Raw genomic sequence first — 24,040 nt, 5'->3', positions numbered from 1 at the left:
TTATGGTTACACAATAAAAAAACTAAGCAATTTTCTAAATGGAGCTCATAGCGGGACTTGAACCCGCGACCTCTTCCTTACCAAGGAAGTGCTCTACCTCTGAGCCATATGAGCATTACCCCTGGCCAAGAGAAATCGCTACCTACTATCTGACAATGTAAGACGAAATTTGGATATAAAAGCGTATAAAAGCATTAAGTTTTTACAGCTCCCAGTAAAACCCAAATGGAGCGGGAAACGGGGCTCGAACCCGCGACCCTCAGCTTGGAAGGCTGATGCTCTAGCCAACTGAGCTACTCCCGCATAGATTCATGGTGGTGAGACGTGGATTCGAACCACGGAAGACATAGTCAGCAGATTTACAGTCTGCCCTCGTTGGCCACTTGAGTATCTCACCTAATGAAAATCTGGTCAAACACTGTTACAAAAAAATGGAGCTGGTGAACGGACTTGAACCGCCGACCCACTGCTTACAAGGCAGTAGCTCTACCAACTGAGCTACACCAGCATTTTGAAATTGAAGTTTGGATTATATCTGAAAAAAAAATCTTTGTCAAGGTTTTTTTGAAATTTTTAAGTCAAAATTTCAAATTTTACTCCCCTTTTTGCTGCGGTATTATGTTTCCGCATTTTTTGCACACCGCAAACGGCTTCGTGCAACTAAAAATAAAAATTTGCAAATTTCCACATTTTGGGCATTTTACCAACTTTGGTTTTCCTGGAATTATGCCGTTGATTTTCATTTTTTATCCTTTATAATCGATTTTTTGTTTTTCTCGCAAAAGCGCAGGTATCGCGCCGTCTCGCCCTATGCCTAAAATTCGGCTTCTTAGCAAATTTATCTCACGCAGGCTCGCCTTTTTTTCATGCACGCTTGCATTTCGCACACTTTGCAATGCAGTTATTTCTCCAAGTAAGATGTAAAGTAGGAAATTTTCTAAATTTCTATCGCCCAGCCTCTGAATTGCTTTTTTAATCCTAATTTGATTAAATAAAAATTTGTAAGTGCCTAAATTTGGGCGGGTATCAAACATATCTCGCACGGTGTAGTCCTTACCCTGCACCGAGTAAGGCACGGCTAAAATCTCTTTGTCAAAAATGCAAAGCCTTTTAAATAAAATTTTGACAAATTCGTAAATTTCAAGCTCCATGACCTTAGAATATCTCATCGAAATGGCGCTAAAATCATAGATTTTATCATCTTTGTTGGCTAGGTATTCAATCTCGGCTGAGACTAAATTTTCCACACTGTCGATATGTAAGATATGAAAAATCTCGCCGAAACAATACCTTGCCAAATTTTCTTTTACGCCTAAAAATTCGGCACTTTTATAGACATTTTTGTAAAAACACTCACCACTGCTAAAATAATCAAGCGAATTTTTTTGTTCTACCACGAGCGGATAAACATAGTCGTTGCCGTAAATGCGGTAGGTCCTACCACGCACCAAAAATCCGCTTAAAAAATCATCTCTGACGCGTTCGAAATCGTTTCGCACAAGCTCACGCAAATCGCCTAAAATAAACCATTTCTCCACTTGCAAATCTGCATAATAGCTTGGGCTTATCTCATCATCTAGGCTGTCTTTTACAGCGATGACTTTGGCTACATAAAGGCTAGAAAAATCACTCAAAAACAGCTGGAAATAGGCATTTGCGTTCGTGCTATTATAAATTTCGTTTAGGGCGTTTTCATCTAAATTTTGCATATCCCTATCCTTGGCTCTGACCTTGCCAAATGCGACCTTGCCTTTGCTAAGCAAAATTTTTATATGCTCTTCGATGACATTTGCCTTGAAATATGGGTTGTAAAGGATAAGGATATTTTTCATTTTTCACCTACCCCTACCTAAAAATGCACTACCCAATAGTAAAGAAACAACACCATTTAAACCTTTTCCGACCTCATTTGTTTCCACTTCTTTTTTATCAGAAACAGCCTTTTTTACACTCTTTTTCTTTTTAGGAGTTTTTGCATTATCGTTTTTATATCGTTCATCGAAATTTACTATTATTTTCTCGCCAAAAACTTCACTAATCGCTTCTAAAAAGCCATTTATAACCTTTTCTAAATCTTTTAAATTCGTTTTTTCTAAATCAAATTTAAAATCTTCCCATTTGCTAAATTCTTGCAAATTTTTTGTGGCTTCATTGTCAAAATCTCCAAATTCTTGGATAAAATCAATACCAATGCTTTTTAATTTAGCCAAAATATCTTTTTTTGATTGTATGCTCGACTCTATGGCAAAGCGATATTCTTTATAAACGCCGTAAATTTTATCTACAATCTCATTTAGCTTGTTTGATTTTTTATCACACTCGCTAAGAAAATCATCGAGTGATTTTTTTTCATAATACCCAGCGGTTTTGTCTTGGGCACTATAAGCGCTAATTCCAGCGAAATCTATCATATTGTCATCTAGCGTAATTGAAATTTGCTCTATAATGCTTTGTATATCACTTTCGCTTCTTAAATCAGATTTATTTACGACTATATAAAGCTCTTTATTATCCAAATTTAATTCATTTAAAAAATTTAAATCATCGTTAGTTATAGTGCCACTTTCTGCACTGACTAACCATATAAATTTATTTGATTGAGCTAAAAATTCTTTTGCGCTTTGTTTATCATCGCTTTGCGCTCCTACTTTGGCTGGATTGTATCCAGGAGTATCGACAAAACAGATATTTTTGTATTTCATAGCTGTTGTTAAAACCATAAAAGGTAAAATTTGTTTTAAATTGAAGCCCAATTTCGAAATAAAATCATGCGTCAATTTTGCTATAAAATTTTCAATTTTTCCTTGCGAATTTTTTAAATTTATAGATTTTTCAAAATTTGTTACTCCGCCTGTTTTGTTATATCCCAAAATCCCGCTTTTGCCATCTATGACATACATAGGGATAGCAGTTGTCGGCTCGATAGACCTAGCCAATGTTACGCCACCACTCATAAAGCTATTTATAAATTCACTTTTTCCAGCACTAAATCCTCCACCAATAGGCAATAAAGTTTTATCAAAAAGTTCTTTACAACTAGCAACCATCACAAGCTCATCTTTTATGGATTGCAAGATTATAAGTTGTTCTGCTTCACTGGCTAGTGTATCTTCTTTTTTGGCAAATTCCATATAATCATTATTTAAAATTTCATCAAATTTTCTAATACCATTATTTTCTAATTTAGATGATAAAACTTCTGAAATTAGTGTGTATTTTAAATTTAAGTCATCGTAGTTGTTTTGCAAATTTTGCAAATTTTTTAAATTTTGATTGTTTTTGAAATTTAACTTTTCAAGATCACTCTTCATTTTTTCTCCCTCATTTTCTAAATTTATTATTTTAGCAGACGATTTCTCGTCTGCTTCTTTCATAAGCCTAATGTGCGTTTTTTCAAGCATTATCCACATTTTTAAGCTCCATTATGATTTGATTAAACTTCTCTATACTTCGCTTAGTGTTTTCTATGTTTGATTTAAGCTCGTTTATATCTTCATCATATTTAGCAAATATATTTTTGCCGATATTTTGCGATTTTAAATCTCGCGTTAATGCTCCTATGGCATTTTTGATTTTTTCTTTTTCTCTGCCTTGCAAATCATAAACAAAATCTCTTGCATCTTCTAAAAACCTATCGGCACTGTATCCCGTAAGCTTTTCACTTTTTCTTAAATTTTTAGGTAGCTCTTCTTTTTCGATAGTAGGAAATTCGACTTTTTTTACGATATTTATAATGGCTAGTTTTATAATATCAAGGTCTAAAATCTCATCTACGCTAGAATCAAATCTTATGGCTTCTAAAATTTTACTAGTAAGCGATTCTTTAAAATCCATAATATTTTTTTCATATTTTAACTCTGTCATATTTGATAATTCATGACAAAGCTTTTGCAAAGCAGACCAAACCATACTGGCTCTTACGGTAGTTTCGTATCTAGTTTCTTTTTTTGTAGAGACCAAATCCCTAATCCAACCCAATAAACCACTTCGTTTTACTTCTACTTCATAAGACCTAGAACCTTCACTACTATCTATCTTTTCTTCGGTTGCATTAAAAAATTCATCCATTTGTTTAAACAATCTTTCTTTTGTATTAAACCCAAATTCTTCTATCAAACTCTCATAAGCCATATCCGCATTTGATATAGCCTTGTCTTTTATAATTTGCATATTTTTGATTTTTTCATTTAGCTCATTTATATCGGTGCTTTTGATTTTTTCTATTTCGTTTTCTTGCACTTTGATTAGCTCGTTTTGAAAAGCTTTTATATTTTTGTGCCAAACTTCTTCAAATTCAGCTTTTCGTTGTTTTAGAATTTCATCTTTTTTTATTTTAACGCCGTCAAATTTAGACTTTATAGCCTTAACGCCGTTTAATTTATCTAAATTTAACAAAGCACTTTCTTTGTTAGAAAAATAATCACCATAATGCCTGTTTAGATTTGCCCAAACAACCTTTAAATTTTCGTCCCACACTGCTTGGTTGTCAAATTTTTTAATGATTTCATAAGAGGCACTTGAAGTCAGTATTAAATCTGATTTCAGCATTTCATTTATATTAAAAACCGATTTTTCAAAGCTATTTAACGATTTTGAAAAATTTGATAAATTTGTATTTTTTTGTGAATTTAGTGTCGTTTTTATGTTTTGTAGTGCCAAATCAAAATCACCACGCGATTTTTCTTTTTCGCTACCATAGAGTTGATTATCAGTTTGCGAAGCTACGACTAGAATTTCTCTAATGCCGTCTTTTGTGCTAATTCTCTCTAATAAATCCATATCAGAATTGCTCATAAATTGTCCTGCTGAGCTAACTATAAGCACGACATCGCAACCTTTTAAAAACTCTTTTGTGCGTTCTTCTCTCGAAACTATCGGGTCATTAACGCCTGGGGTGTCAATGATTTCGACATTTTTTAAATTTTCGTTGTTTATATAAAGTATGACAGATTTCGTCCAAGCCGTAAATTTGCCATCTGCCCCGACATAATCTTTCAATTTTTCTTTTAATTCCGCCATAGTATCAGCACTAATTTGGCTACTTTCTTTGAGAGATGAAAAAGATAAATTCGAGTTTTCTAGCATAACTTGTTGTTCTTTATAAGCGCATAGCGTTTTATTTTCATCTAAAACTCTTTTAGCGCTTCTTTGTGCTCTTTCTTCAATATCTTTTTTATCTATCTGCTGTCCCTTTTTTTGTGCTATGTCTTGTAAATTTTTAAACGCTTTTTCATATTCGTCTTTAAATTTTTTATCATACTCACTAGAACTTGTTTTGATTGTCTCTAAATCATCTTTATCATAAAATTCAATCTCAGCTCTTGGACTATCAGAATATCTTAAAACGGTCAAAGCTGCCGTCATCGGCGTAGCGGCTTTTGGCAAAATGTCTTCCCCGTCAAAAAACAAAGCATTTAAAAGTGAGCTTTTTCCAGCTTTGACACGACCGATAATGCCTATTTTAAGCAATCTATTTTCATCGTTTATTTCAGCTATTCGTTTTGCTAGTTTTTCGCTTTTTTCTAGCGATAAATCTATAACTTTGCTAGTATCGATACTGTATTTTTCAATGACTTTTTCTAAATTTTGTGTTAATTTTACTATATCCATAAATTTTCCTTTTTTGATTAGATTAAGTTTGCAAATTCTCATTGAAAAAATTTGCAAACAATGCCGCTTCTAATACAAATTCTCGCTTGATAGCCTTGCAAGTCTCTCTTTCGCATCTTTTAGGGCTGAAATTTTATTTTCTATTTCGTTAGCATTTTCACTTCTTAAAGATACGGCTTTTGCGATTTCATCTCTTTTTTGTGTTAATTGAGCTTCGAATTCATCACTTGCAGCCGCAACGATATTTGAAATCTGTTCGCCAAAAACAGCATTGATTTCATCTTTTAATCTGCCTTTGATTTTTGGTATCACGCTTGAAATAATCTGATTTTTTATCTCATCTTTTTTACTATTTTTTGTAAAAAATGAAATAATTTCTGGTAAAAATACAACTACAAGTTCTAAAACAGGATTTACAACATTTGTCGCAATACTTAAAATAGTAGTAAGAGCCTTATAGACCCTACCTGCTTTTTCGGCATTTTCCTTCATAGCTATGCTTAATGAATTTAAACCACCCATAGCATTGTTTAATAAACTTTCTATACCACTTGAAACTTTTTCTAGCCAAGTATCATCTATGGCAAAATTTGCTAAATTTAGCCCTTTTAATTCAAATTTAAAATCACCAACTATATCTGAACTAATAGAATTTAGCTTTCTTCTACTCTCCCTAATAAGCGTATTTTGGATAATGTCATTTAGCTCGGATTCAAAACCTGCCCCACTCACAGCTAAATTTGCTAGATTATCTGCGCTATCATACAAATCTCGCTCTATGCTTCTGACGATACTATCTGCTGTGTTTGAGCTGTATTTAGCCTGAATATCGGCAATAGCACTTTCTTTTTTATCTTGCAATTTTACCACTGCGCTTTCTAACTCTCTTATGGCTTTATCGCTTGCTTCTTTATCATTTTGAAGTGTGTTTATTTGCGTAGCAATGGCACTTTCTATCGCAAAACTATCGCTTTTTAAATCAGGCAAAACAATACTTTTAAATAGCTCTTTACTATCGATTGATGATAAAATTTTGCCCAAATTATCGCCATCATCTAATCCGATAACAACGACTTCTTTATCGTAGTCAAAATAATCTTGAAGCTGTGATTTTATGTGTGATTTGATACGCTCTACATCATCACCTGAACGCAAATTTGCTTTGCTTACACATACTATAAAATCTTTTGAAAGCTCACTGATATTTTGTAATTCACGCATAACTTTATTTGTTATACCGCCCTCTTCGACGCTAATTAAAACTATAAAAAATTTACCTTTGGAAAGATAGTTTAAAATAGCTTTATTATGCAATGATACAGGAGAGTCAAAGCCTGGCATATCGACTAAAATAAGCGGTTCGATATTTTTTAAATTTTCATTATCTACAAACGCTTTAACATACTCGTATTTACTAGAATTTCCATTTATATCTTTGCTTTTTGAAATTTCAAATTTATCAAATTTATCATCATCAAAAACGGCTTCGAAACGCTCGTTTTTATCATATATAAGCTCGGTAGCAAGAGCTGTTTCTGGTGTGATATTTACAGACAGAATTTGATTTTTTAAAAACGAGTTTATAAAAGTGCTTTTTCCTGCACTAAATCCACCGATAACTGGGGCGATTAAACGCACTTCGTCAATGGCTTTGCTTAACTCTTTTTGCTTGGTTGTATCAAAGCCAACACCTTGCAAAATCCCACAAACTTCATCTAAATACGATTTGTATTTAACCTGTAAATTTTTCATATTTTCTCCTTAAAAAAATTTTTACTTCATCAAACAAACTATTTCAAATTTGTTTGATGAAATAAATTTCACAAGTAAAATTTACTCATTTTTCTTTTAATTATATAATCTCCTTATCTCTTCAATTTCTTTTCGAATTTTTTCATTTTCTTGCTTTATATAGCTCGTATCTATGCCGTGAAAAAGCATTTCATATTTTTTGACTGCATTATTCGAAAATACAGCTACAAGTGCGACATTTGATTTATTAACCAAACCAAGAGCATATATATCGCCTTTGTCATTATAATACCTTACTTCAACTCCAAAATCATTTTTTATTGAATTAAGCACACCTTTTTTATACTCTTTAATACTTGCGTAAATTTTCTCATTATGAGATAACTCGTTTTTCTTTTTTTCTACTTTTGGTTTGTTATGGTTGTCAGTAGTTTCTAGCTGTGGCTCGTCATCGCTATTTCTAGTTTTATCATTTTTTGGCTCACAGACGCCACCACTTCCACGCAAAAATTTAAGCAAAGACCACGCCATTATCTTAATCTCGCTTTCATATTTTGTATAGTTTTATTTGTTTCTTCCACTCTTTTTAAAATTTGAGCTTCTTGTTCTTTTATATTTTGCACAGCTTTATTATTTTCGTCGATTTTTTCTTGCAGTGCCAAAATCAGCATTTTTACGGCTTTTTCTAGTCTTGCTTCCCTATTTTCATAAATTTTATCTGGTCTGCACATTGTATTTATTTGATTTTTTATCACATTTATGCCACTTTTTTCTATTAGTCGCGGGTCGGTTTCTAAAAGTCCATTTGGCATTTCTATGCTAAAAACTTTCGCATTTGCACCAAATTCACTTTGAATTTGTTCTTTTATTTTTTCTATGGCTCTTTTTATATCATCATCGCTTTTATCTTCTATATGATTTATCACAAAGATTGTCTTATCGAAAAATGATTTTACGCTATTAAACTCGTTTATCAGACTATGCAAATAGCCTATCTCATCTTTTTTCAGCTCTCCACCAGATAAAGAGTGCAAAAATATATTCACATCAGACATAAATTCATCGCCAAGAGCATTTTTATCATCATCTGGCGTAGCATTTAGCCCGGGAGTATCTGTGTAAATAATGCCCCTATGCTCCACGCTTTTGGTTTCTAGCGTTTCTCGCTTGTCAGCCACTTCAAAAATTTCGTTTTCAAAATCATCTATCAAGGCATTTAAAAGCGAACTTTTGCCACTATTATAAATCCCCATACACAAAACAATCGGCTTTTCATCTTGCAAATTTTTTAGTTTTTCTACAAGTTTTCTTTTTTCGTCAATACTCATCTTATCCTTTCATAAAATTTCACTAAACCAACCCGCGTTTGGCGGGCTTGTTTAATGAAATTTAAAGGCTTTTGGCGAGTAAAATTCGCAAATTTAGAAATTTTGCAAATTCGCAAATTTTCACTCGCGCATTAGCCTACGATTTCTAAGAGCGAGGAAATGGTTTATCTCCCACAAGCATGTCTTTTACGAGACCCAAGACACCGCCAATTTGACTTCCAGTATTCGCCCTTGGCACTTCAATTTTCACTTCATTTTTCTCATCATGCGTTTTTTGCAAATCCCTAGCGTCTGATAAAATATCTTCGAGTTCGTATTTTAGATCTGCGCCACTATCTAGTTTTTTATCGATTTCATCGTATAGCTCATCATCGTCCATAGCCTCCTGGGCTTGTTCGAGTTTTGCACTTTTCTCATCGATTTCTTTGATTGCAAATTCACAAAGCGCAATTATCAAATTCACCTCCAAATCCCATTGCCTAATGAGTTCTGGGGCGTTTTTTGCCCACTCGCTTTGTAGATTTGTCTTGTCATATCCGCCAGTGCAGCCAAATTTCTCAGCCTCCTCAGATATATCAGCCAATCTCTGCCTTAAATCATCTAAACTCTCATCAAGCTCGCTAAGCGTCGCCTCCGTATCTACAAAACCACTTACACCACCGACTACTGCGCTTTCATCAAAAATTCCCAAATCCATATCTTTCTCCTTATTTTTTAAATTTCTCTCATATTTAAATATCGCTTGCATTTCTCATCAGCTCCCAGAAACGCATTATTCTTTTTCTCGCCCCAGCCAAAGGCTTCATCAATTTCTTCGCATTTTTCGTCGATGACCTCAGAAATGTTTGAAGCCGTGCTTTCTATGGCGTCTTTCGCGCTCTCGAAACTATCACAAACGCTCTCTATGACATCATCGACTTTTTCGGCGAATTCGTCATCTTCTTCGCACCTACTTTTGACATACGCTAACGCACCTACACCCGCTATCGCACCTACGCCTAAACCTAAGAAAAACTTCCACATTTTTCATCCTTTCGTAAAAAATTTATGGTATTTTACGAAACTCTTGCGACAGGGTTTGTCGTTTCTCATAAATTTCCGCCATTTTTTAGATAATCTTGCAAAATTTTTTCAAATTTGCTTTGTAAATTCGCTGGTTCGATGATTTTGATATATGGAAGATAGAGTTTTGCGAAATTTAAAATTTCATCTTCAAACGCCGCCGTTACGGCAAGCGTGGCGAATTTATCGTTTTTATCAATAAAATTTTGCGTGATGAAAAATTTTTTGCGCCCAAGGTATGCAAGCGCAGTATTATCCACGCGCAGTCTCGCACTCACGGGGCTTTGCGAGAACCAGTGGTTTTTATTTTCTTTGATTTGGGCTAGTTTTTTGATTTCTGGCGAAAAGGTTTGCTCCAAAACATCTAAATTTGAAATTTTCTCAAATGTAAAGGTCTTTAAAACCCCCATTTCATCGCATAGCACATACCACACCCCAAGACGGAAAATAAAGGCATAAGGCTTTGCGGTGCGCTCCTTGCCTGAGTAAGTGAAATTTAAAATATTGTGATTTTTGATAGCGTAGCAAATCTCCTCAAAATCCCTTTTGAGCGTGGAATTTGGGGTAAATTTGTCAAATTTGGCGTCGATTTTATAAACGCCGTTTAGCAGGTCTGTGATTTCCTCGCTTCCGAAGCTAGGGAAAATCTCGCTAACGCCTAAATTTCGCGCTAGACTAAGCGAGCAGGTATCTAGAACCCCCCCCCCAACGCAGTTTGCGTGAGTTACGCCGTTTTTGGTCTCAAACTCAAATCCATACGCCCTAAGCGCCTTCAAATCCCTCTGTATCGTCCGAACATCTACGCCAAATTCGCTTTGCAAATCTTTCTCGCGAAAGCTCTCGCCTAAAAACGCAAATTGCATAAATTTAAGAAGTCTAATGGCGATATTTTCGCGACTATCTTTGGTTTTGCCCATTATCTTTTTCATTGTCCATTACCTAAAAATAAAACTTGTATTTTATCTTTTTTCGCCTTAAAACCGAGCAATTAAAAGTTAAAATTTTGGTAAATTTAACTTATGCTATAATCACGCTTTGAAATTTACAAAAAGGCAAAAAGATGAAAATCGTTCCTTGGATTATCGTTATATTTATGATTTATGTGGTGTATTATTTTATTTCTCGTTCCGAAAAGCGCATCACAGCGCTAGAAAAGCGACTAAACCAAGCCGAGAGCAACTACGACGAGCTAAAAAAACAGATCGAAACCAACCGCATGCTAATCCAAGAAAACAGCCCAAAAGAGCCAGAAGCAGAAGAAAACGCCTACGAAGATTGAAATTTGGGGTTAAATTTAGGTTTAACCCATGCTACCCCAACGCCCTAGCAATCAATTCTAATGGATTTACGCATTTCATATCGATTTGCGCTAAGCCAAAGGCGTTATTTAGCTGCATTCTGCACGCGCTACACTCCGCACTTACGATTTTTAGGGGGCTATCTTTGAGCGAGGCGACCTTGTCTAGCCCAGCCTTGCGCGAGAGATGATATTTTTCGCTCTGCATTGTTACACCGCCAAATCCACAGCATTGATCGGCGTTTGACATTTCGATTATTTCGTAATTTTGCGAAAGCAAATTTCGCGGTTCGCGCCAAATTCCTTGCATTTTGCGTGAGTGGCACGGATCGTGGTAGGTGATTTGCCCTATTTTTCCGCGCTCTGATAAAATTTCTTTTAAATTTGTAAATTTATCAAAATACTCCGTCGCTAGATAAATTTTGCTCGCCACAGCCTTTGCGCGCTCTTGCCAGTGCGGATCGCCCTCGAAAAAATGCACATAATCGACTTTTAGCATACCAGAGCATGTGGCCTCTGGCACAACGATAGCGTCGAGATTAGCTAGCATTTTTTCAAAATACTCTATGTTAAATTTCGCGTTTTTCTCCACAGAGCCAAAATCCCCCGTGAAATACTGCGGCGCGCCACAGCAGGCCTGCTTTTTCATCAAATGCACATTTAAATTTAGGCTTTTTGCGATTTTCAAAAACGCCTCGCCAATGCCCGTATATGCGTAGTTTCCCATACAGCCGATAAAAAGCCCGATAGTTTTGCTTCCGCCGTTATCTATAAATTCGGCGTGCGAGTTCATAAAGCTTTTTTTCGCTAAGCTAGGCAGTGTGCGCTCCACGCTCATCATAGGCACCGAAAATCGCGGTTTCATCGTATTTCCGCGCTCACTATCTTTTTGCATCTTAAAGGCGCACGGCACGAAAAAATACCCTAGCCTTGCTGCCAAATCCAAAATTTTGCGGTGGCTCAAAAACCAAAACGCAGCCCTTTTATACCACGCTATGCCAAATTTTTGCGCGATTTTGTGGCGCGCATTTTCGATCGCAGTATCGGTAGGTAGGGAGTCGTTGCACACATCGACGCAACTTGTGCATAAAAAACAGCTCTCAAAAATATTTTTCATATTTTTATCGAGTTCGAGTTCGCCCCGCTCGACCGCACCAAGCAGGTCCAAAAACCCGCGCGGGCTGGTAACTTCGTCGCTATTGATATTATGAATCGTGCAGGCTGGAATACATTTGCCACATTTTACGCATTTATCGCTTAGGGTTTTGAAATCATACATTTTTTACACCGTTTTTGAGAATTTTTTCTCGCCCAAATTTTTATGCATATACTCATCAAAGCACATTGCGATATTGCGGATTAGAAGCGTTCCAGTCGGCGTTACGCTAAGCTCATCATCTGAAATTTTCACAAAATCTTTAAGATATTCAAGCTCTTTTAGCGAATTTGCAAAATGCTCGAAAAATTTAACACCATGCTTGGCTTCGATCTCTTTGATATTTACCCTAAAATTCGCCATTAGGCTCATTACAACATCTTTGCGAAGCAAATCCTCGCTATTTAGCAAAATTCCTTTGAAAAACGGCAATTTACCGCTATCAATCGCCTCTTCATAAGGCGCCATATCTTTGAAATTTTGCGCATAATGCCGCGCACCCTCGCCGATACTTGTTAGCCCAATGCCAATCAAATCCGCGCCACCTTTTGTGGTGTAGCCTTGGAAATTTCTATGAAGCGTGCCGTCTTTAAGCGCAGCATGAAGCTCGTCGCTTGGCTTAGAATAATGATCCATGCCGATTGGCTCGTATCCATTAGCGGTCAAAAAATCATGGGTAAATTTTAAAATTTCAAGCTTGATTTTTGGCGCAGGAAGCGTGCTTTCGTCGAATTTACGCATTGATTTTTTTATCCATGGAACATGGGCGTAATTAAATATCGCAAAACGATCTGGATTAAGGCTTAGCGCCAAATTTAGCGTTTCTTGGAAAGTCGCTAAATTTTGATATGGCAAACCATAAATCAAATCCATATTAATCGACTTTATCCCAGCCTTTCGCGCCATATCCATTACGCTTTTTGTTAGCTCGTAGGGCTGAATTCTATGGATTTCTTTTTGCACGCGCTCGTTGAAGTCCTGCACGCCGTAACTTATGCGGTTAAATCCATGCGAGATAAGCACATCAAGCTGCTGCTGCGTAAGAAATCTAGGGTCAATCTCACAGCTAATCTCAGCGTCAGCACTGAAATTTTTAAAATGTTTTTTTATGTTTTTTATGTGGCGATCAAGTTGTTCGGCGTCGAAATATGTCGGTGTGCCACCACCAAAGTGCATTTGCGTAACAATCCTGCTAGCGTCTAAATGCTCGCACAAAATATCCATTTCGCGATCTATGTAGTCTAAATACCTGTCCATTTTATCGCGTTTGCCAGTGTAGATGACATTACAGCCACAAAAATAGCACGCCGAACGGCAAAACGGCATGTGAAAATAAAGCGAAAGCGGGGCGTTTTTGTCTTGGGTTTTTAGCTCGTTTATATACTGCTCGTAGCTGAAATTTTGGCTAAATTCTAGCGCAGTAGGATAGCTCGTATAGCGCGGTCCTGGGCGCGAAAATTTAGCATACGCGTCAAAATCAATGTTTGCCATTTCTGCTCCTTACTAACTCTTCGATATCAATAAATAAATTTGGGTGTGATTGCTTCACGCGCGAAACTATGGCGTCTAAATCTAAATTTATCTTTTTTATGCTTGGGTTTTCGCTCGTGATTTTGCGGATCTCGTCCATGCATACGATCCACGCGTCGCCAAAATCCACAGGCGCATGTTGCAAAATCGAGCGTTCGAGTTTGAGATTAAAATTTTCTGCAATCGCCCCTTTTGCGACTTGGATTAGATTATTTAGCGATTTTAAAGATACCATTGTGTGCAGCTCGCCACTCTCATCTATCCCAAACCACGGCTCCTCGTCGCTCCACGAACCCTTTTTTAGTGTTAGTTTTTTTTCGTTTGTCCCAGGGTCGTGCGAAATCTCAAAAACCGTGTTATTAGCATCCTCGATACCGAAAAATTCATTGATTTGATCAATTTTTGTTAATGCTTTATCGTTTTTTTCCACTTAATTACCTCTGTGTCTATCTAGCCATACCATTACGCCCTTTTGGCCGTGCAGTCTGTTTTCAGCCTCGCTAAAAACATCGCCCGCATAAGCTTCTATAATCTCATCACTGACCTCGTATCCGCGATACGCTGGCAAGCAATGCAAGAAAATAGCATCTTTTTTGGCTAGGCTCATCATATCTTTATCTACGCAAAATCCCTCGAAGAGCTTAACTTTGCGCTCTTTTTCGCTCTCTTGTCCCATTGAAACCCAAGTATCAGTCGTAACGACATCTACGCCACAGACTGCCTCGCGTGGATCGTGAGTGTAGATGATTTTCGCCCCTGAAATTTTTGCGTTTTTCTCAGCTTGCGCTACGATAGAAGCGTCAGCCTCATAGCCCTTTGGCGTAGCGATTCTAAGCTCAAATCCTAAAATCGAAGCCAGCGAAATCCAAGTGTGCGCCATATTGTTTCCATCTCCGATATACGCCACGCAATCGCCGTTCGCGCGCTCTTGCATAGTAAGATAATCCGCGATTAACTGCACTGGGTGGAGATAATCGCTAAGGCCATTTATCACAGGCACGGCTGAGTATTTGGCGAATTCCTCCAAATCACTTTGTTTATAAACCCTAAGCATAGCCATATCGACCATGCTAGAAATCACGCGCGCAGTATCTCTCACAGGCTCGCCACGACCTAGTTGAATATCTTTTGAGCTTAAAAACAGCGCTTGTCCGCCTAACTGATACATACCAGTCTCAAAGCTCACGCGCGTTCTAGTCGAGCTTTTTTCAAAAATCATTGCTAGGGTTTGGTTTTTTAGATACGGTTTGTAATCCTTCGCTTTGGCCTCTTTTTTAATCTCGGCTGCAAGGCGCAAAATTTCAAAAATTTCATCTTTGCTAAAATCTTCAAAAGTCAAAAAATGTCGCATACTCACTCCTAAATTTAGCTAAATTTACGCAAAAGCTCGGCTACTTCTTTTGCGTGATATGAGATTATCATATCCGCTCCTGCGCGTTTTATGCTTATCATAGTCTCCATTAAAACCCGCTCATAATCGATCAATCCAAGCTTCGCTCCGCCTTTTAAAAGCGCGTATTCGCCACTGACATTATACGCACAAATCGGAAGCAAAGTGCGCTCGCGCAAATCACGGATTATATCCAAATATGCAAGTGCCGGTTTTACCATTAAAATATCAGCCCCTTGCGCCTCGTCTTCTAAACTCTCATTTATCGCTTCTAGGCGGTTTGCTGGATCCATTTGATACGAGCTTCTATCGCCAAAGCTAGGCGCGCTCTCCGCTACATCGCGAAATGGTCCGTAATATCCGCTCGCAAATTTTGTCGAATACGCCATAATCGGTAAATTTTCAAATCCATTGCTATCAAGTGCGTCTCGCAAAGTGGTGATTATGCCGTCCATCATACCGCTTGGGGCTATCATATCAGCGCCGTTTTTAGCGTGGATTAGGGCTTGTTTGGCTGAAATTTCAAGCGTAGCGTCGTTATTTACGGTTTGATGAACATGATCTAGTATCCCGCAGTGTCCGTGGTCAGTGTATTCGCAAAAGCACAAATCCGTAATCACCATAAATTTTGGAAATTTATCCTTAATCGCGCGAAGCGCAGTGGCGATTATGCCATCATCGCTAAGCGCGTCAGAGCCAATGCTATCTTTGATTTCTGGAATTCCAAAAAGCAAAATTTTATTAATTCCCAAATTTGATAAAATTTCGCACTCTTTTAAAATTTCGTCCAAACTCAGCTGAAAAACGCCTGGCATGGAACTTATCTCGTTTTTGACACCTTTACCAGGAACGACAAAAAGCGGGTAAATAAAATTTCTCATCTCTAACGAAGTTTCGCGCACGAGCTCCCTTACTACTGGATTTATGCGCACTCTTCTAAATCGTTTAAACATTGTTTTTCCTTTTTTGGGTAAAATCATCGATTTATAATATCACAAATGGAGTAAATTTTATATGAATATTCAAATTTCGCAGATTGCAAATTTGCCCTCACGCTTCGGTAAATTTAAGGTGCAGTCCTTCAAAGAAAACGAAAAAGAACACTTAGTAATCGCAAAAATGCCGTTAAATGAAATCGTAAATGTGCGAATCCACTCCGAGTGCCTCACAGGAGATGCGATCGGAAGCCTAAAATGCGACTGCCGTGACCAGCTCGAAGAGAGCCTAAAATACATAGAAAAAAACGGCGGTATGGTGATATACCTGCGCCAAGAGGGGCGAAATATCGGGCTTTTAAATAAAATCAACGCCTACGCGCTCCAAGATAAGGGCTTTGATACAATCGAGGCAAATCATCAGCTAGGTTTCAAGGCAGACGAGCGCACCTATGAAATCGTGGATTTTATCCTAAAACACTATGAAATCAAAAAGATAAATTTACTCACAAACAACCCTGAAAAGCTATCAAATTTACATTGTGTGGAGATCGTCGAGCGCATACCGATTATCATCAAAGCTAACGAATTTAGCGAAAATTATTTGCGAACTAAAAAAGATAAAATGGGGCATTTGCTGTGAATTTGATTTTGCCTGAAAATTTCGACGAAAAGTGCGCTAAATTTGGCGAGTGTCTGCGTAAATTTAACGCAATCCACAGCCTTACGAATTACGATGATTTAAGCGAAATTATCGCCGATAGTATTGGCGGGGTGAAATTTATCCCAAAATACCCTAAAATCGCCATTGACATCGGTAGCGGGGCTGGGTTTCCAGCGATATTTTTGGCTATGGTTTTAAACCACACGAAATGGCATTTATACGAGCCAATCGCCAAAAAAGCGTCGTTTTTGACCTACGCTAAGGTAAATTTGGGGCTAAAAAATGTCGAAATTCATAGAGAAAAAATCGAAAATTCTCTAAAATTTAGGGCTGATTTGATAACTTCAAGGGCTGTGATGAAAACGAAAAATTTAGTCGAAATTTGTGATGGATTTTATGATAGCAATACGCATTTTTTGCTCTATAAAGGCAGTAGCGTAGATGATGAAATCACCGAATTTAGGGTAAAATTCACAGGCGCAAAGACGCAAGTTTTTAACGAAGAGAATAGAAATTATCTTTTAATAAGTGAAATTTCAAAACCAATTTAAAAGGCCAAAAATGGGAAAACTTTTATCATTAGCGATAATTATTGCGTTAATTTATTTTTTAATCGTACCAAAATTTCGCGCCAAAAAGGGCGAGAGCGCAGACACAAAGAGCGAGCAAGAGCCAACAGCGCTAATGCCTTGCGATGAGTGCGGGACATACTACGAGCAAGGCGCGCTTATCTCGCATAATTCTCGCCAAATTTGCAAATCTTGCTTGGCAAAAATAAAGGAAAAAAAATGATTATTCTAGGGCATGAATTGGTTGATTACGAGCCGTTTTACGCTATCAAACACACAGACGAGGTTTTCAGATACGATAATTTGCTCTTTAAATTTGATCCTAAATTAATCTCGCTAGCCAAAAGCACGGAGAAAAATTTCAGCGTCATTACAAACAACCTAAACGAAATTCTGCTCGCAAACGGTGCAGGTGCGAGATTTATCATCGTAAATAAAAAAACCGCTCCACTCGCGCAAAAGCTAGCCAACGACTATCTTTTTGACGCTAAAATCGCCATGTTTGTCAGCTCCACTCGCGCTTTAAAACAGCTTGCCGAGCTTGGAATCGACGCTGTGGTTTTCAAAGAAGCCATCGCAAACCGCCCAAAATCCGTTTTAAGCGGGCTTTTTGCGGGCGGACGCAAATTTCACCTGCCGCATATCAATCCGCAAGGCCTAATCGGTCTAACCAAAAATTTAGGCGGAAAAATCAAAAATTTAGACACAAAAATCAGTGCGAAAAATTTATCCAAGGAGGATATATGGAAAAAATAAAAACCGCCCTGCTAATGAGCGGGCTCGTGCTACTTTTTATGTTCGTCGGCAGCCTAATTGGCGGACAAAAGGGTATGATTATGGCGTTTGTCGTGGCGTGCGGTATGAATTTTTTCAGTTATTTTTTCAGCGACAAACTAGTCTTGAAACACTACCGCGCTACGCCAGTTACGGCCGAGAGCCAGCCTATGTTATACGACATAATCGATCGCCTTTGCGCTAAGGCGAATTTGCCAATGCCAAAAATCTATATCATCAATGAGCAAGTTCCAAACGCTTTCGCCACAGGTCGCAATCCAAACAACGCCGCAGTCGCCGTTACACAAGGCCTGCTCAATCTAATGAGCCCGCAAGAAATCGAGGGCGTGCTAGCTCACGAGCTAAGCCATGTTAATCACTACGATATCCTAATCGGCTCGGTCGCTGCGATGTTTGCAGGCGCAATCGCAATGCTAGCAAATTTCGCCAAATTTGGCGCGATTGCGGGCTCAAACTCGCAAAATCGCGGTGACGCAAACGGAATTTTCTTGCTCATCGGAGCCGTGATAATGCCGCTAGCCGCTAGCGTAATCCAAATGGCAATCTCACGCACCAGAGAATTCAAAGCAGACGCCGGTGCAGCCGCACTTACGGGACACCCTGAATGGCTGATTTCTGCTCTATCCAAGCTGGATAATTACGCCAAAAACTACCGCATGCACTCTGCGACGGGATCGACTGCGCACATGTTTATCATAAACCCATTTAGTGGGATTAAGGCGAATTTCTCTCAGCTTTTTAGCACGCACCCTAGCACAAGCGACCGTATCGCAAAACTCGAAGAGCTAAAAAACAAAATCGCTACCCAAAAGTAAAATTTGCAAAGAAATGCGAAGCATTTCCGTAAAAATCAAACCAGCTAAATTTAGAAAAACGAAGTTTTTCTAAATTTAGCCACTTTTAAGGTTTTACAGGGGTGGGGGTTGGTAAGGGGGAGGGTAGCGTCTCCTAAAAAGCGCGCCCTCCCCATTACAAAGAATTTCAAAATTTCGCCTAAAATTCAAAAAATCGTTCAATGCAAAATTTAAGTAGAATTTTGCATTAAATTTTACTGGATTGCTTCGAAAACTTCGTTTTCTCGCAATGACAGCGAATTTAGCGTTTGGTTATTTTCGCTCGTAGGTTGCTTCGTCGCTTTACTCCTCACAATGACAAATTATGTAAAATTTACACAACTAAAATTTCATAAATTATTTCTCATTTCTTGCAATATAATCACAAATTTTCATTTTTTCAAATATTTACTATCTTGCGTTAAAATCACATTTTATTTTTCATCAAAGGAGAAAAAATGGGATTACTTTCATTTGTTGCAAATGCTGGTAAAAAGCTACTTGGTATCGGAAACGACGAGCAAAATGTCAAAGACGAGATCACCAAAAACCTCTCTTCTACCCCAATCGAGGGCTTAGATGTCAAAATCGAGGGCGATGTCGTTAAAGTAAGCGGAAACGCCGACAAAGAAACTCTTGAAAAAGCCGCTCTAATCGCAGGAAATGTAAATGGAATTTCAAGCGTAGAGATCGAAGGCGTCAATGAAGATAGCGAAGAGAACTACTACACTATCGTCAAAGGCGACAACCTTTCAAAAATCGCTAAGAAATTCTACGGCGATGCTAACAAATACCCTGTGATTTTCGAGGCCAATCGCGAAGTCATCAAAGACGCGAACCTAATCTATCCAGGTCAAAAAATCAGAATTCCAAAAATCTAAATTTATGGGCGCAAACGCGCCCTACTCTTTTTTTATTTTTCAAATTTTTGTATAATCACCCAAAATTTAGCTAGGAGCAAGTTATGAAAAACGCTTTTACTATGATCGAACTTGTTTTTGTTATCGTTGTTTTGGGAATTTTATCTAGTATCGCTCTGCCTAGAATGAACGCCAGCAGGGACGATGCCGAAATCGTGCGATTGATGACAAATATAAAGACCCTTACTAGCGATATCACAAACTACTACAATGCAAACGGCTGTCTTAGCAACAATCCAAATTTTATGAGCAATGTCGCCACATTTAGCTCAGCCGCTGGTGGCGCGCACGCAGGCAACGGCTCGTGCCTAGCTAATGGCGGTAGCGTGTCAATGCACATCAGAGTCAAAAACAAACCTTGCTACGCCCTAACTTACGGCGTGAGCGAATACATGGGCGCTTGGGTGCACATAGATGGTATGAGCGCAGGTGCCTCAAATGCGTGCGAACTAGCGCACAATCAAGCCACGATGAAATCAATGCGCGATGCAAGTTTCACATACACAGACGAAACTGGCGCAAACAAAACAGCCAAAGGCACACGAATCGGCGGATTAAATCCGAATAAATTTAGATAAAATTTTCAAAATTTGGTGCAAAATTTTAAAATTCTAAAATTTTGCGCCAAAATTCTTTTGTTTTGGATAAAATTACGAAATTCTATCAAAAGGAGTTAATGTGCGAATTTTAATCAACGAATTTCCAGGAGACGGCTGTCCGCAAACCAAGGCTTTCGATGCAAAAGAGATTTTTTTAAACACGGCAAAAGACGATGAAAATCCTGGGAATTTCGTCGTTTCGGTCTATGTGCAAAACCAAGAAACTGCTCTGTTTTCTTGCGCCAAAACGCCAGCGTTTGAGGAATTGCAAAAGAATTTCAAATCAATGATTTTCAAAAAAGGCGTATTGGTGATAGATATCCAACTTAACTATCTCAATGGAAAAATGGTTTTAAAATCATCATCTTTTTGTGAAGTATGATTGAAAATTGGCGCAAAATTTTGAAATTTGCGTCAAATTTAACTACTCTAAAACTTTTATCACTATTTATTCGATATTTTATAACCAATTTCGAACTAACTTTCTTCTTTTAAAGACAAACCACAAAAACGCAATCGCCAAAAATAAGGTAAAATTTTTGTATAATCGAAGCTCTTTTTGTGAAAATTTTACGATTTGGGCGTCTTTTCCACTATAAAATTTTAGAATTTTTGTTTTCTGCTCGTCTTCATAAACAAGCGCTTTGTAAATTTTATAAACATCGCCAAAACTTTCCTTTTTTACCCAAAATGTAAAAAAATAATTATTTTTGCTCAAATAACTAACTATCGGCTCAAATCCCAAATTTGGCTCTACGACCTTAATACAGCTATTCCCAGCGTTATTTTTAATGCAGACATTGTAATATTTTCTAGGCGATAAAACCTTATCTCTAAAATTTTTTACCGCTATCTCCCCGATAGATGTTACTTTTCCTTCGATATATTCGGTGTTTTTCAAATTAGTTTCTATATTAAACGATATAAAAAACAACACCCCAGAAAACAAAATATAATAAATATTTTCCAAGATAAATTGTATAAATTTATTTGATTTCATAGATATTTTTCGATAAACCACCCTTACAGGCGCAAATTTCGCTAAATTTACGACCTGTAATCTGCGTTTATTTTGACATATTCATAGCTCAGATCGCAGCCATACGCGCTAAATTCGCCTGCTCCAAGCCCCAAATCGCATGAAATTTCAAATTCGGCCTTTTGCATTACTTCGTGCGCTAGCCTTTCGCGCTCCTCGTCTAGCTCGCGGTGCGCGCTATCATACACAAGCGCGTCGTCGTATTTTATCACGAGTTTTTCGGCGTCGCACTCTATCCCGCACGCGCCGATTGTAGAGGCTATGCGCCCCCAGTTTGGATCCTCACCATAAATCGCTGTTTTGACAAGCGGAGAATTTGACAAAGCCTTGGCAGCCTTTTTGGCTTCATTATCATTTTTCGCGCCAAAAACTCTAAATTTTACCAGCTTATTCGCACCCTCGCCATCGCGCACTAGCATTAAGGCAAGATCGAGTGCGATTTTTTTCAGCGCGGCACGAAACGCCTCTTTATCATAGCTAGCGCGCGCACTGGTCGCTAGCATGACGGTATCGTTCGTGCTAGTATCGCCATCGACACTGACCCTATTAAAGCTATCCTCCACAGCCTCGCTTAAAAGCTCGCCCATATCAGAGTGCGGGATTTTCGCATCGGTTAAAATATAGCAAAGCATAGTCGCCAAAGCCGGATTTATCATACCAGCACCCTTGCAAATACCTGCTATGTGAAATTTCTCGCCATTTTCCAAGCTAACTTCGTAAGCAAACTCCTTTTTTAGTGTGTCTGTCGTCATAATCGCCGTGGCTATGGCCTCAGAATCACGCGCCATAAGGTCGAAATTTTTCGCAGCAGCTATGATTTTTTCTTTTTTTAATCTATATCCAATGACGCCGGTTGAGCTCATCACAGGATTTACTAAGGGCGTAAATTTTGAAATTTCAGAGAAAATTTCATCTATATCGCCAATACCAGCTTCGCCGGTCATTGCGTTTGCGTTTTTAGAATTTATCAAAATGAAATTTGTGCGAAATTCCCCGCCGTTTTTCTCTAAAATTCGCCTAAAATGCGCTATTGGCGCAGCGGCAAATTTATTACTCGTAAAAATCGCGCTTATAGCAAACGGCTCGTCAGCTCTGATAAATCCCAAATCATTTCCGACTTTTTTAAAGCCCGAATTTAGCCCGCCAAAATAAAATCCGTCGATATTTTCTAGGCCGTTTTGCAAAGGGGCGATTTTATACATATTTCATCTCCTGTGGTTTGTATTTGCTTCTAATTAGCTTTTTGGTATCCCTGATACCCTCGGCTGTGCCGATAACTAGCAGTTTCGCGCCAGTGCCGATTAGATAATCCCCATCGGGCATAGCTACAAAGCGATTGTTAGCTTCCTTCACGCCCACGATATTTGCGTTTGTCATCTCTTTGAGACGGGTTTCTTTGAGGCGTTTGAACCTCATCCACGAAAACTCAGGGACTAAAATTTCTTCGATATCAATCGGAGAGTCTTTTTGATAAACGAGGCGTTCTAGGATATTTTCCATATCTGGGCGCACGCTAATCGCTGAAAGGCGCTGTGCGGCGAGCTTGGACGGCAAGACGACGGAATTTGCGCCAAGTTTTTTGAGGCGTTCGCTGTCGCTGTCGCTGTCAGAATTCGCCATGATAAAATACGGCGTAATACGCCCTAGCTCTTTTTCATAAAGCCTAACAAGCGTGATAATAGCGATATTATCGGCTAAATTTGGACTTAGCGTGATTATGGATTTTGCGCTTGAAAGGTGCGCTTTTAAAAGCGTTTTTTGCTCGTGCGGATCGCCAATTATGTAGTATGGGTATAAATTTTCATCAGCACTTTTTGCCAAATCTGGGTTTGGATCAATGACGACAAATGGGATATGATTGGCGCGAAATTCTTTCGCCAACTCCGCACAATACGAGTTGTTATAGCATATAATGTAGTGATTTTTGAGCCTTGCGATATTGTTTATCATAGCTTGCTCCCTGATTAAATTTTGCAGTGTTCCTTTTTTGATAACTTCGACGACGACACCCAGACAAAACGAAAATGTCCCAAAGCCCATCAAAATAAATGCGATTGTAAAAAGTCTGCCAGCAGGCGGGATTGGCGCCACCTCGGTAAATCCGACGGTGGTAAATGTCATGCCTGCTTGATAAATTGCATCAACTAGCGAAAATCCAGCGGTGAATATATAGCCCAAAGTCCCCACTAACTGCATTAAAACAATGATAATTAGTGGAAGTCTAAATGGGCGTAGTTCGTCGTAAATTTCGCTATAAAGGTTAATGTCCGGTTTAGTAGAGCCGGACCAGTTGAGGAATAATTTTATTCTGCCTAAAATAGACATAAATTCCTCTTTTTAAGGTTATCTTGATTGTTTTTTCATTGTTCTTAGAGTTGAAGCAGCTACTTTGATTTTTCTTGTAGTGCCGTCTTCTAGCTGAACGCGAACTGTGCGTAGATTGACTTGGAATTTTTTCTTAGTTCTGTTGTTTGCGTGGCTTACATTGTTTCCTACCATCGCACCTTTGCCAGTGATTGCGCATCTTCTTGCCATAATAAATCCTTATAATTTGAAAATAA

Annotated in this window: 28 protein-coding genes and 4 tRNA genes; 9 read left to right on the top strand and 23 right to left on the bottom strand. The window is 38.2% G+C overall.

All coding sequences use genetic code 11. The features are described 5' to 3' along the window. Positions 1 to 39: 39 nt before the first annotated feature. From OFO01_RS06130 to OFO01_RS06065, 14 genes are all read right to left on the bottom strand, one after another. Positions 40 to 114: transfer RNA gene (locus OFO01_RS06130), tRNA-Thr, on the bottom strand. Between the two features lie 112 nt (positions 115 to 226). Beyond that, positions 227 to 303, bottom strand: a tRNA-Gly gene (locus OFO01_RS06125). 9 nt (positions 304 to 312) lie between these two features. Further along, a tRNA-Tyr gene (locus tag OFO01_RS06120) sits at positions 313 to 397 on the bottom strand. 35 nt (positions 398 to 432) lie between these two features. Further along, positions 433 to 508, bottom strand: a tRNA-Thr gene (locus OFO01_RS06115). Positions 509 to 593: 85 nt separating this feature from the next. Beyond that, positions 594 to 743 (bottom strand): hypothetical protein, encoded by a 150-nt coding sequence (locus OFO01_RS06110; protein ID WP_270859318.1) that lies wholly within the window; start codon positions 741 to 743, stop codon positions 594 to 596. A gap of 3 nt (positions 744 to 746) precedes the next feature. Then, a complete protein-coding gene (locus OFO01_RS06105; protein ID WP_270859317.1) occupies positions 747 to 1,832 on the bottom strand; it encodes an HP0729 family protein in 1,086 nt (361 codons plus the stop codon). A gap of 3 nt (positions 1,833 to 1,835) precedes the next feature. Next, complete coding sequence (locus OFO01_RS06100; protein ID WP_270859316.1) at positions 1,836 to 3,410, bottom strand: dynamin family protein; 1,575 nt, start codon at positions 3,408 to 3,410, stop codon at positions 1,836 to 1,838. Then, positions 3,394 to 5,610 (bottom strand): dynamin family protein, encoded by a 2,217-nt coding sequence (locus tag OFO01_RS06095; protein WP_270859315.1) that lies wholly within the window; start codon positions 5,608 to 5,610, stop codon positions 3,394 to 3,396. The genes OFO01_RS06100 and OFO01_RS06095 overlap by 17 nt, the downstream gene beginning before the upstream one ends. Positions 5,611 to 5,679: 69 nt before the next feature. Beyond that, positions 5,680 to 7,362, bottom strand: a complete 1,683-nt coding sequence (locus OFO01_RS06090) for a dynamin family protein (RefSeq protein ID WP_270859314.1) — start codon at positions 7,360 to 7,362, stop codon at positions 5,680 to 5,682. Between the two features lie 96 nt (positions 7,363 to 7,458). Further along, a complete protein-coding gene (locus tag OFO01_RS06085; protein WP_270859313.1) occupies positions 7,459 to 7,893 on the bottom strand; it encodes a hypothetical protein in 435 nt (144 codons plus the stop codon). Beyond that, the gene (locus OFO01_RS06080) at positions 7,893 to 8,690 is read right to left on the bottom strand and encodes a GTPase (RefSeq protein ID WP_270859312.1); all 798 of its coding nucleotides are present in this window, start codon (positions 8,688 to 8,690) and stop codon (positions 7,893 to 7,895) included. Before OFO01_RS06080 ends, OFO01_RS06085 begins: the two co-directional genes overlap by 1 nt. Before the next feature lie 145 nt (positions 8,691 to 8,835). After that, positions 8,836 to 9,387, bottom strand: a complete 552-nt coding sequence (locus tag OFO01_RS06075; protein WP_270859311.1) for a hypothetical protein — start codon at positions 9,385 to 9,387, stop codon at positions 8,836 to 8,838. Positions 9,388 to 9,404: 17 nt separating this feature from the next. Further along, positions 9,405 to 9,713, bottom strand: coding sequence for a YtxH domain-containing protein (locus tag OFO01_RS06070; protein WP_270859310.1), 309 nt, complete (start codon positions 9,711 to 9,713; stop codon positions 9,405 to 9,407). Between the two features lie 65 nt (positions 9,714 to 9,778). Then, the gene (locus OFO01_RS06065; RefSeq protein WP_270859309.1) at positions 9,779 to 10,681 is read right to left on the bottom strand and encodes a helix-turn-helix transcriptional regulator; all 903 of its coding nucleotides are present in this window, start codon (positions 10,679 to 10,681) and stop codon (positions 9,779 to 9,781) included. A 131-nt stretch (positions 10,682 to 10,812) separates the two neighbouring features. Here OFO01_RS06065 and OFO01_RS06060 point away from each other — a divergent pair, with 131 nt between their 5' ends. Continuing rightward, on the top strand, positions 10,813 to 11,031 hold the full coding sequence (locus tag OFO01_RS06060) for a hypothetical protein (RefSeq protein ID WP_270859308.1): 219 nt from the start codon (positions 10,813 to 10,815) through the stop codon (positions 11,029 to 11,031). 31 nt (positions 11,032 to 11,062) lie between these two features. Here the strand turns inward: OFO01_RS06060 and OFO01_RS06055 are convergent, their stop codons facing one another. The 5 genes from OFO01_RS06055 to hemB are packed head-to-tail and all read right to left on the bottom strand — an operon-like array spanning position 11,063 to position 16,078. Next, entirely contained in the window at positions 11,063 to 12,328 is a 1,266-nt protein-coding gene (locus tag OFO01_RS06055) for a (Fe-S)-binding protein (RefSeq protein ID WP_270859307.1), read from the bottom strand. A gap of 3 nt (positions 12,329 to 12,331) precedes the next feature. Next, on the bottom strand, positions 12,332 to 13,696 hold the full coding sequence (gene hemN / locus OFO01_RS06050; protein ID WP_270859306.1) for an oxygen-independent coproporphyrinogen III oxidase: 1,365 nt from the start codon (positions 13,694 to 13,696) through the stop codon (positions 12,332 to 12,334). After that, complete coding sequence (locus tag OFO01_RS06045; protein WP_270859305.1) at positions 13,683 to 14,165, bottom strand: DUF2603 domain-containing protein; 483 nt, start codon at positions 14,163 to 14,165, stop codon at positions 13,683 to 13,685. Before OFO01_RS06045 ends, hemN begins: the two co-directional genes overlap by 14 nt. Next, a complete protein-coding gene (gene argF / locus OFO01_RS06040; protein ID WP_270859304.1) occupies positions 14,166 to 15,086 on the bottom strand; it encodes an ornithine carbamoyltransferase in 921 nt (306 codons plus the stop codon). It abuts the gene before it with no gap. A gap of 14 nt (positions 15,087 to 15,100) precedes the next feature. Then, positions 15,101 to 16,078, bottom strand: coding sequence for a porphobilinogen synthase (gene hemB / locus OFO01_RS06035; RefSeq protein ID WP_270859303.1), 978 nt, complete (start codon positions 16,076 to 16,078; stop codon positions 15,101 to 15,103). Positions 16,079 to 16,139: 61 nt separating this feature from the next. On the opposite strand from hemB, the gene ribA reads away from it, so the two are divergent. The 8 genes from ribA to OFO01_RS05995 all read left to right on the top strand — a co-directional run bounded on the left by ribA (position 16,140) and on the right by OFO01_RS05995 (position 20,822). Then, positions 16,140 to 16,703, top strand: a complete 564-nt coding sequence (ribA, locus tag OFO01_RS06030; RefSeq protein ID WP_270859302.1) for a GTP cyclohydrolase II — start codon at positions 16,140 to 16,142, stop codon at positions 16,701 to 16,703. Further along, positions 16,700 to 17,275 carry a 16S rRNA (guanine(527)-N(7))-methyltransferase RsmG gene (gene rsmG / locus OFO01_RS06025; RefSeq protein WP_442868036.1) on the top strand — a complete coding sequence of 192 codons (576 nt, stop codon included), beginning with the start codon at positions 16,700 to 16,702 and terminating at the stop codon, positions 17,273 to 17,275. The genes ribA and rsmG overlap by 4 nt, the downstream gene beginning before the upstream one ends. Before the next feature lie 10 nt (positions 17,276 to 17,285). Continuing rightward, the gene (locus OFO01_RS06020) at positions 17,286 to 17,516 is read left to right on the top strand and encodes a hypothetical protein (protein ID WP_270859301.1); all 231 of its coding nucleotides are present in this window, start codon (positions 17,286 to 17,288) and stop codon (positions 17,514 to 17,516) included. Then, positions 17,513 to 18,049 carry a hypothetical protein gene (locus OFO01_RS06015; protein WP_270859300.1) on the top strand — a complete coding sequence of 179 codons (537 nt, stop codon included), beginning with the start codon at positions 17,513 to 17,515 and terminating at the stop codon, positions 18,047 to 18,049. The genes OFO01_RS06020 and OFO01_RS06015 overlap by 4 nt, the downstream gene beginning before the upstream one ends. Then, on the top strand, positions 18,037 to 18,903 hold the full coding sequence (gene htpX / locus OFO01_RS06010; protein ID WP_270859299.1) for a zinc metalloprotease HtpX: 867 nt from the start codon (positions 18,037 to 18,039) through the stop codon (positions 18,901 to 18,903). The genes OFO01_RS06015 and htpX overlap by 13 nt, the downstream gene beginning before the upstream one ends. 476 nt (positions 18,904 to 19,379) lie before the next feature. Further along, positions 19,380 to 19,802 carry a peptidoglycan-binding protein LysM gene (gene lysM, locus OFO01_RS06005; protein WP_270859298.1) on the top strand — a complete coding sequence of 141 codons (423 nt, stop codon included), beginning with the start codon at positions 19,380 to 19,382 and terminating at the stop codon, positions 19,800 to 19,802. Positions 19,803 to 19,885: 83 nt separating this feature from the next. Next, positions 19,886 to 20,419: a type II secretion system protein gene (locus tag OFO01_RS06000; protein ID WP_270859297.1), complete on the top strand. Its 534-nt coding sequence runs from the start codon at positions 19,886 to 19,888 to the stop codon at positions 20,417 to 20,419. 100 nt (positions 20,420 to 20,519) lie between these two features. Continuing rightward, on the top strand, positions 20,520 to 20,822 hold the full coding sequence (locus OFO01_RS05995; RefSeq protein ID WP_270859296.1) for a hypothetical protein: 303 nt from the start codon (positions 20,520 to 20,522) through the stop codon (positions 20,820 to 20,822). A 78-nt stretch (positions 20,823 to 20,900) separates the two neighbouring features. Here the strand turns inward: OFO01_RS05995 and OFO01_RS05990 are convergent, their stop codons facing one another. The 4 genes from OFO01_RS05990 to rpmB all read right to left on the bottom strand — a co-directional run bounded on the left by OFO01_RS05990 (position 20,901) and on the right by rpmB (position 24,014). Next, positions 20,901 to 21,341: a hypothetical protein gene (locus OFO01_RS05990; RefSeq protein ID WP_270859295.1), complete on the bottom strand. Its 441-nt coding sequence runs from the start codon at positions 21,339 to 21,341 to the stop codon at positions 20,901 to 20,903. A gap of 146 nt (positions 21,342 to 21,487) precedes the next feature. Next, a complete protein-coding gene (gene argJ / locus OFO01_RS05985; RefSeq protein ID WP_270859294.1) occupies positions 21,488 to 22,681 on the bottom strand; it encodes a bifunctional glutamate N-acetyltransferase/amino-acid acetyltransferase ArgJ in 1,194 nt (397 codons plus the stop codon). Next, entirely contained in the window at positions 22,674 to 23,804 is a 1,131-nt protein-coding gene (locus OFO01_RS05980) for a potassium channel family protein (protein ID WP_270859293.1), read from the bottom strand. Before OFO01_RS05980 ends, argJ begins: the two co-directional genes overlap by 8 nt. Before the next feature lie 18 nt (positions 23,805 to 23,822). After that, entirely contained in the window at positions 23,823 to 24,014 is a 192-nt protein-coding gene (gene rpmB, locus OFO01_RS05975; protein WP_270859292.1) for a 50S ribosomal protein L28, read from the bottom strand. Between the last annotated feature and the right edge of the window lie 26 nt (positions 24,015 to 24,040).

Source organism: Campylobacter sp. JMF_01 NE2, assembly GCF_027737365.1.
In the GTDB taxonomy this organism is placed as follows: Bacteria; Campylobacterota; Campylobacteria; order Campylobacterales; family Campylobacteraceae; genus Campylobacter_B.
The sequence above is the reverse complement of the archived record's forward strand: the minus strand, read 5'-3'. Positions and strand labels throughout refer to the sequence as shown.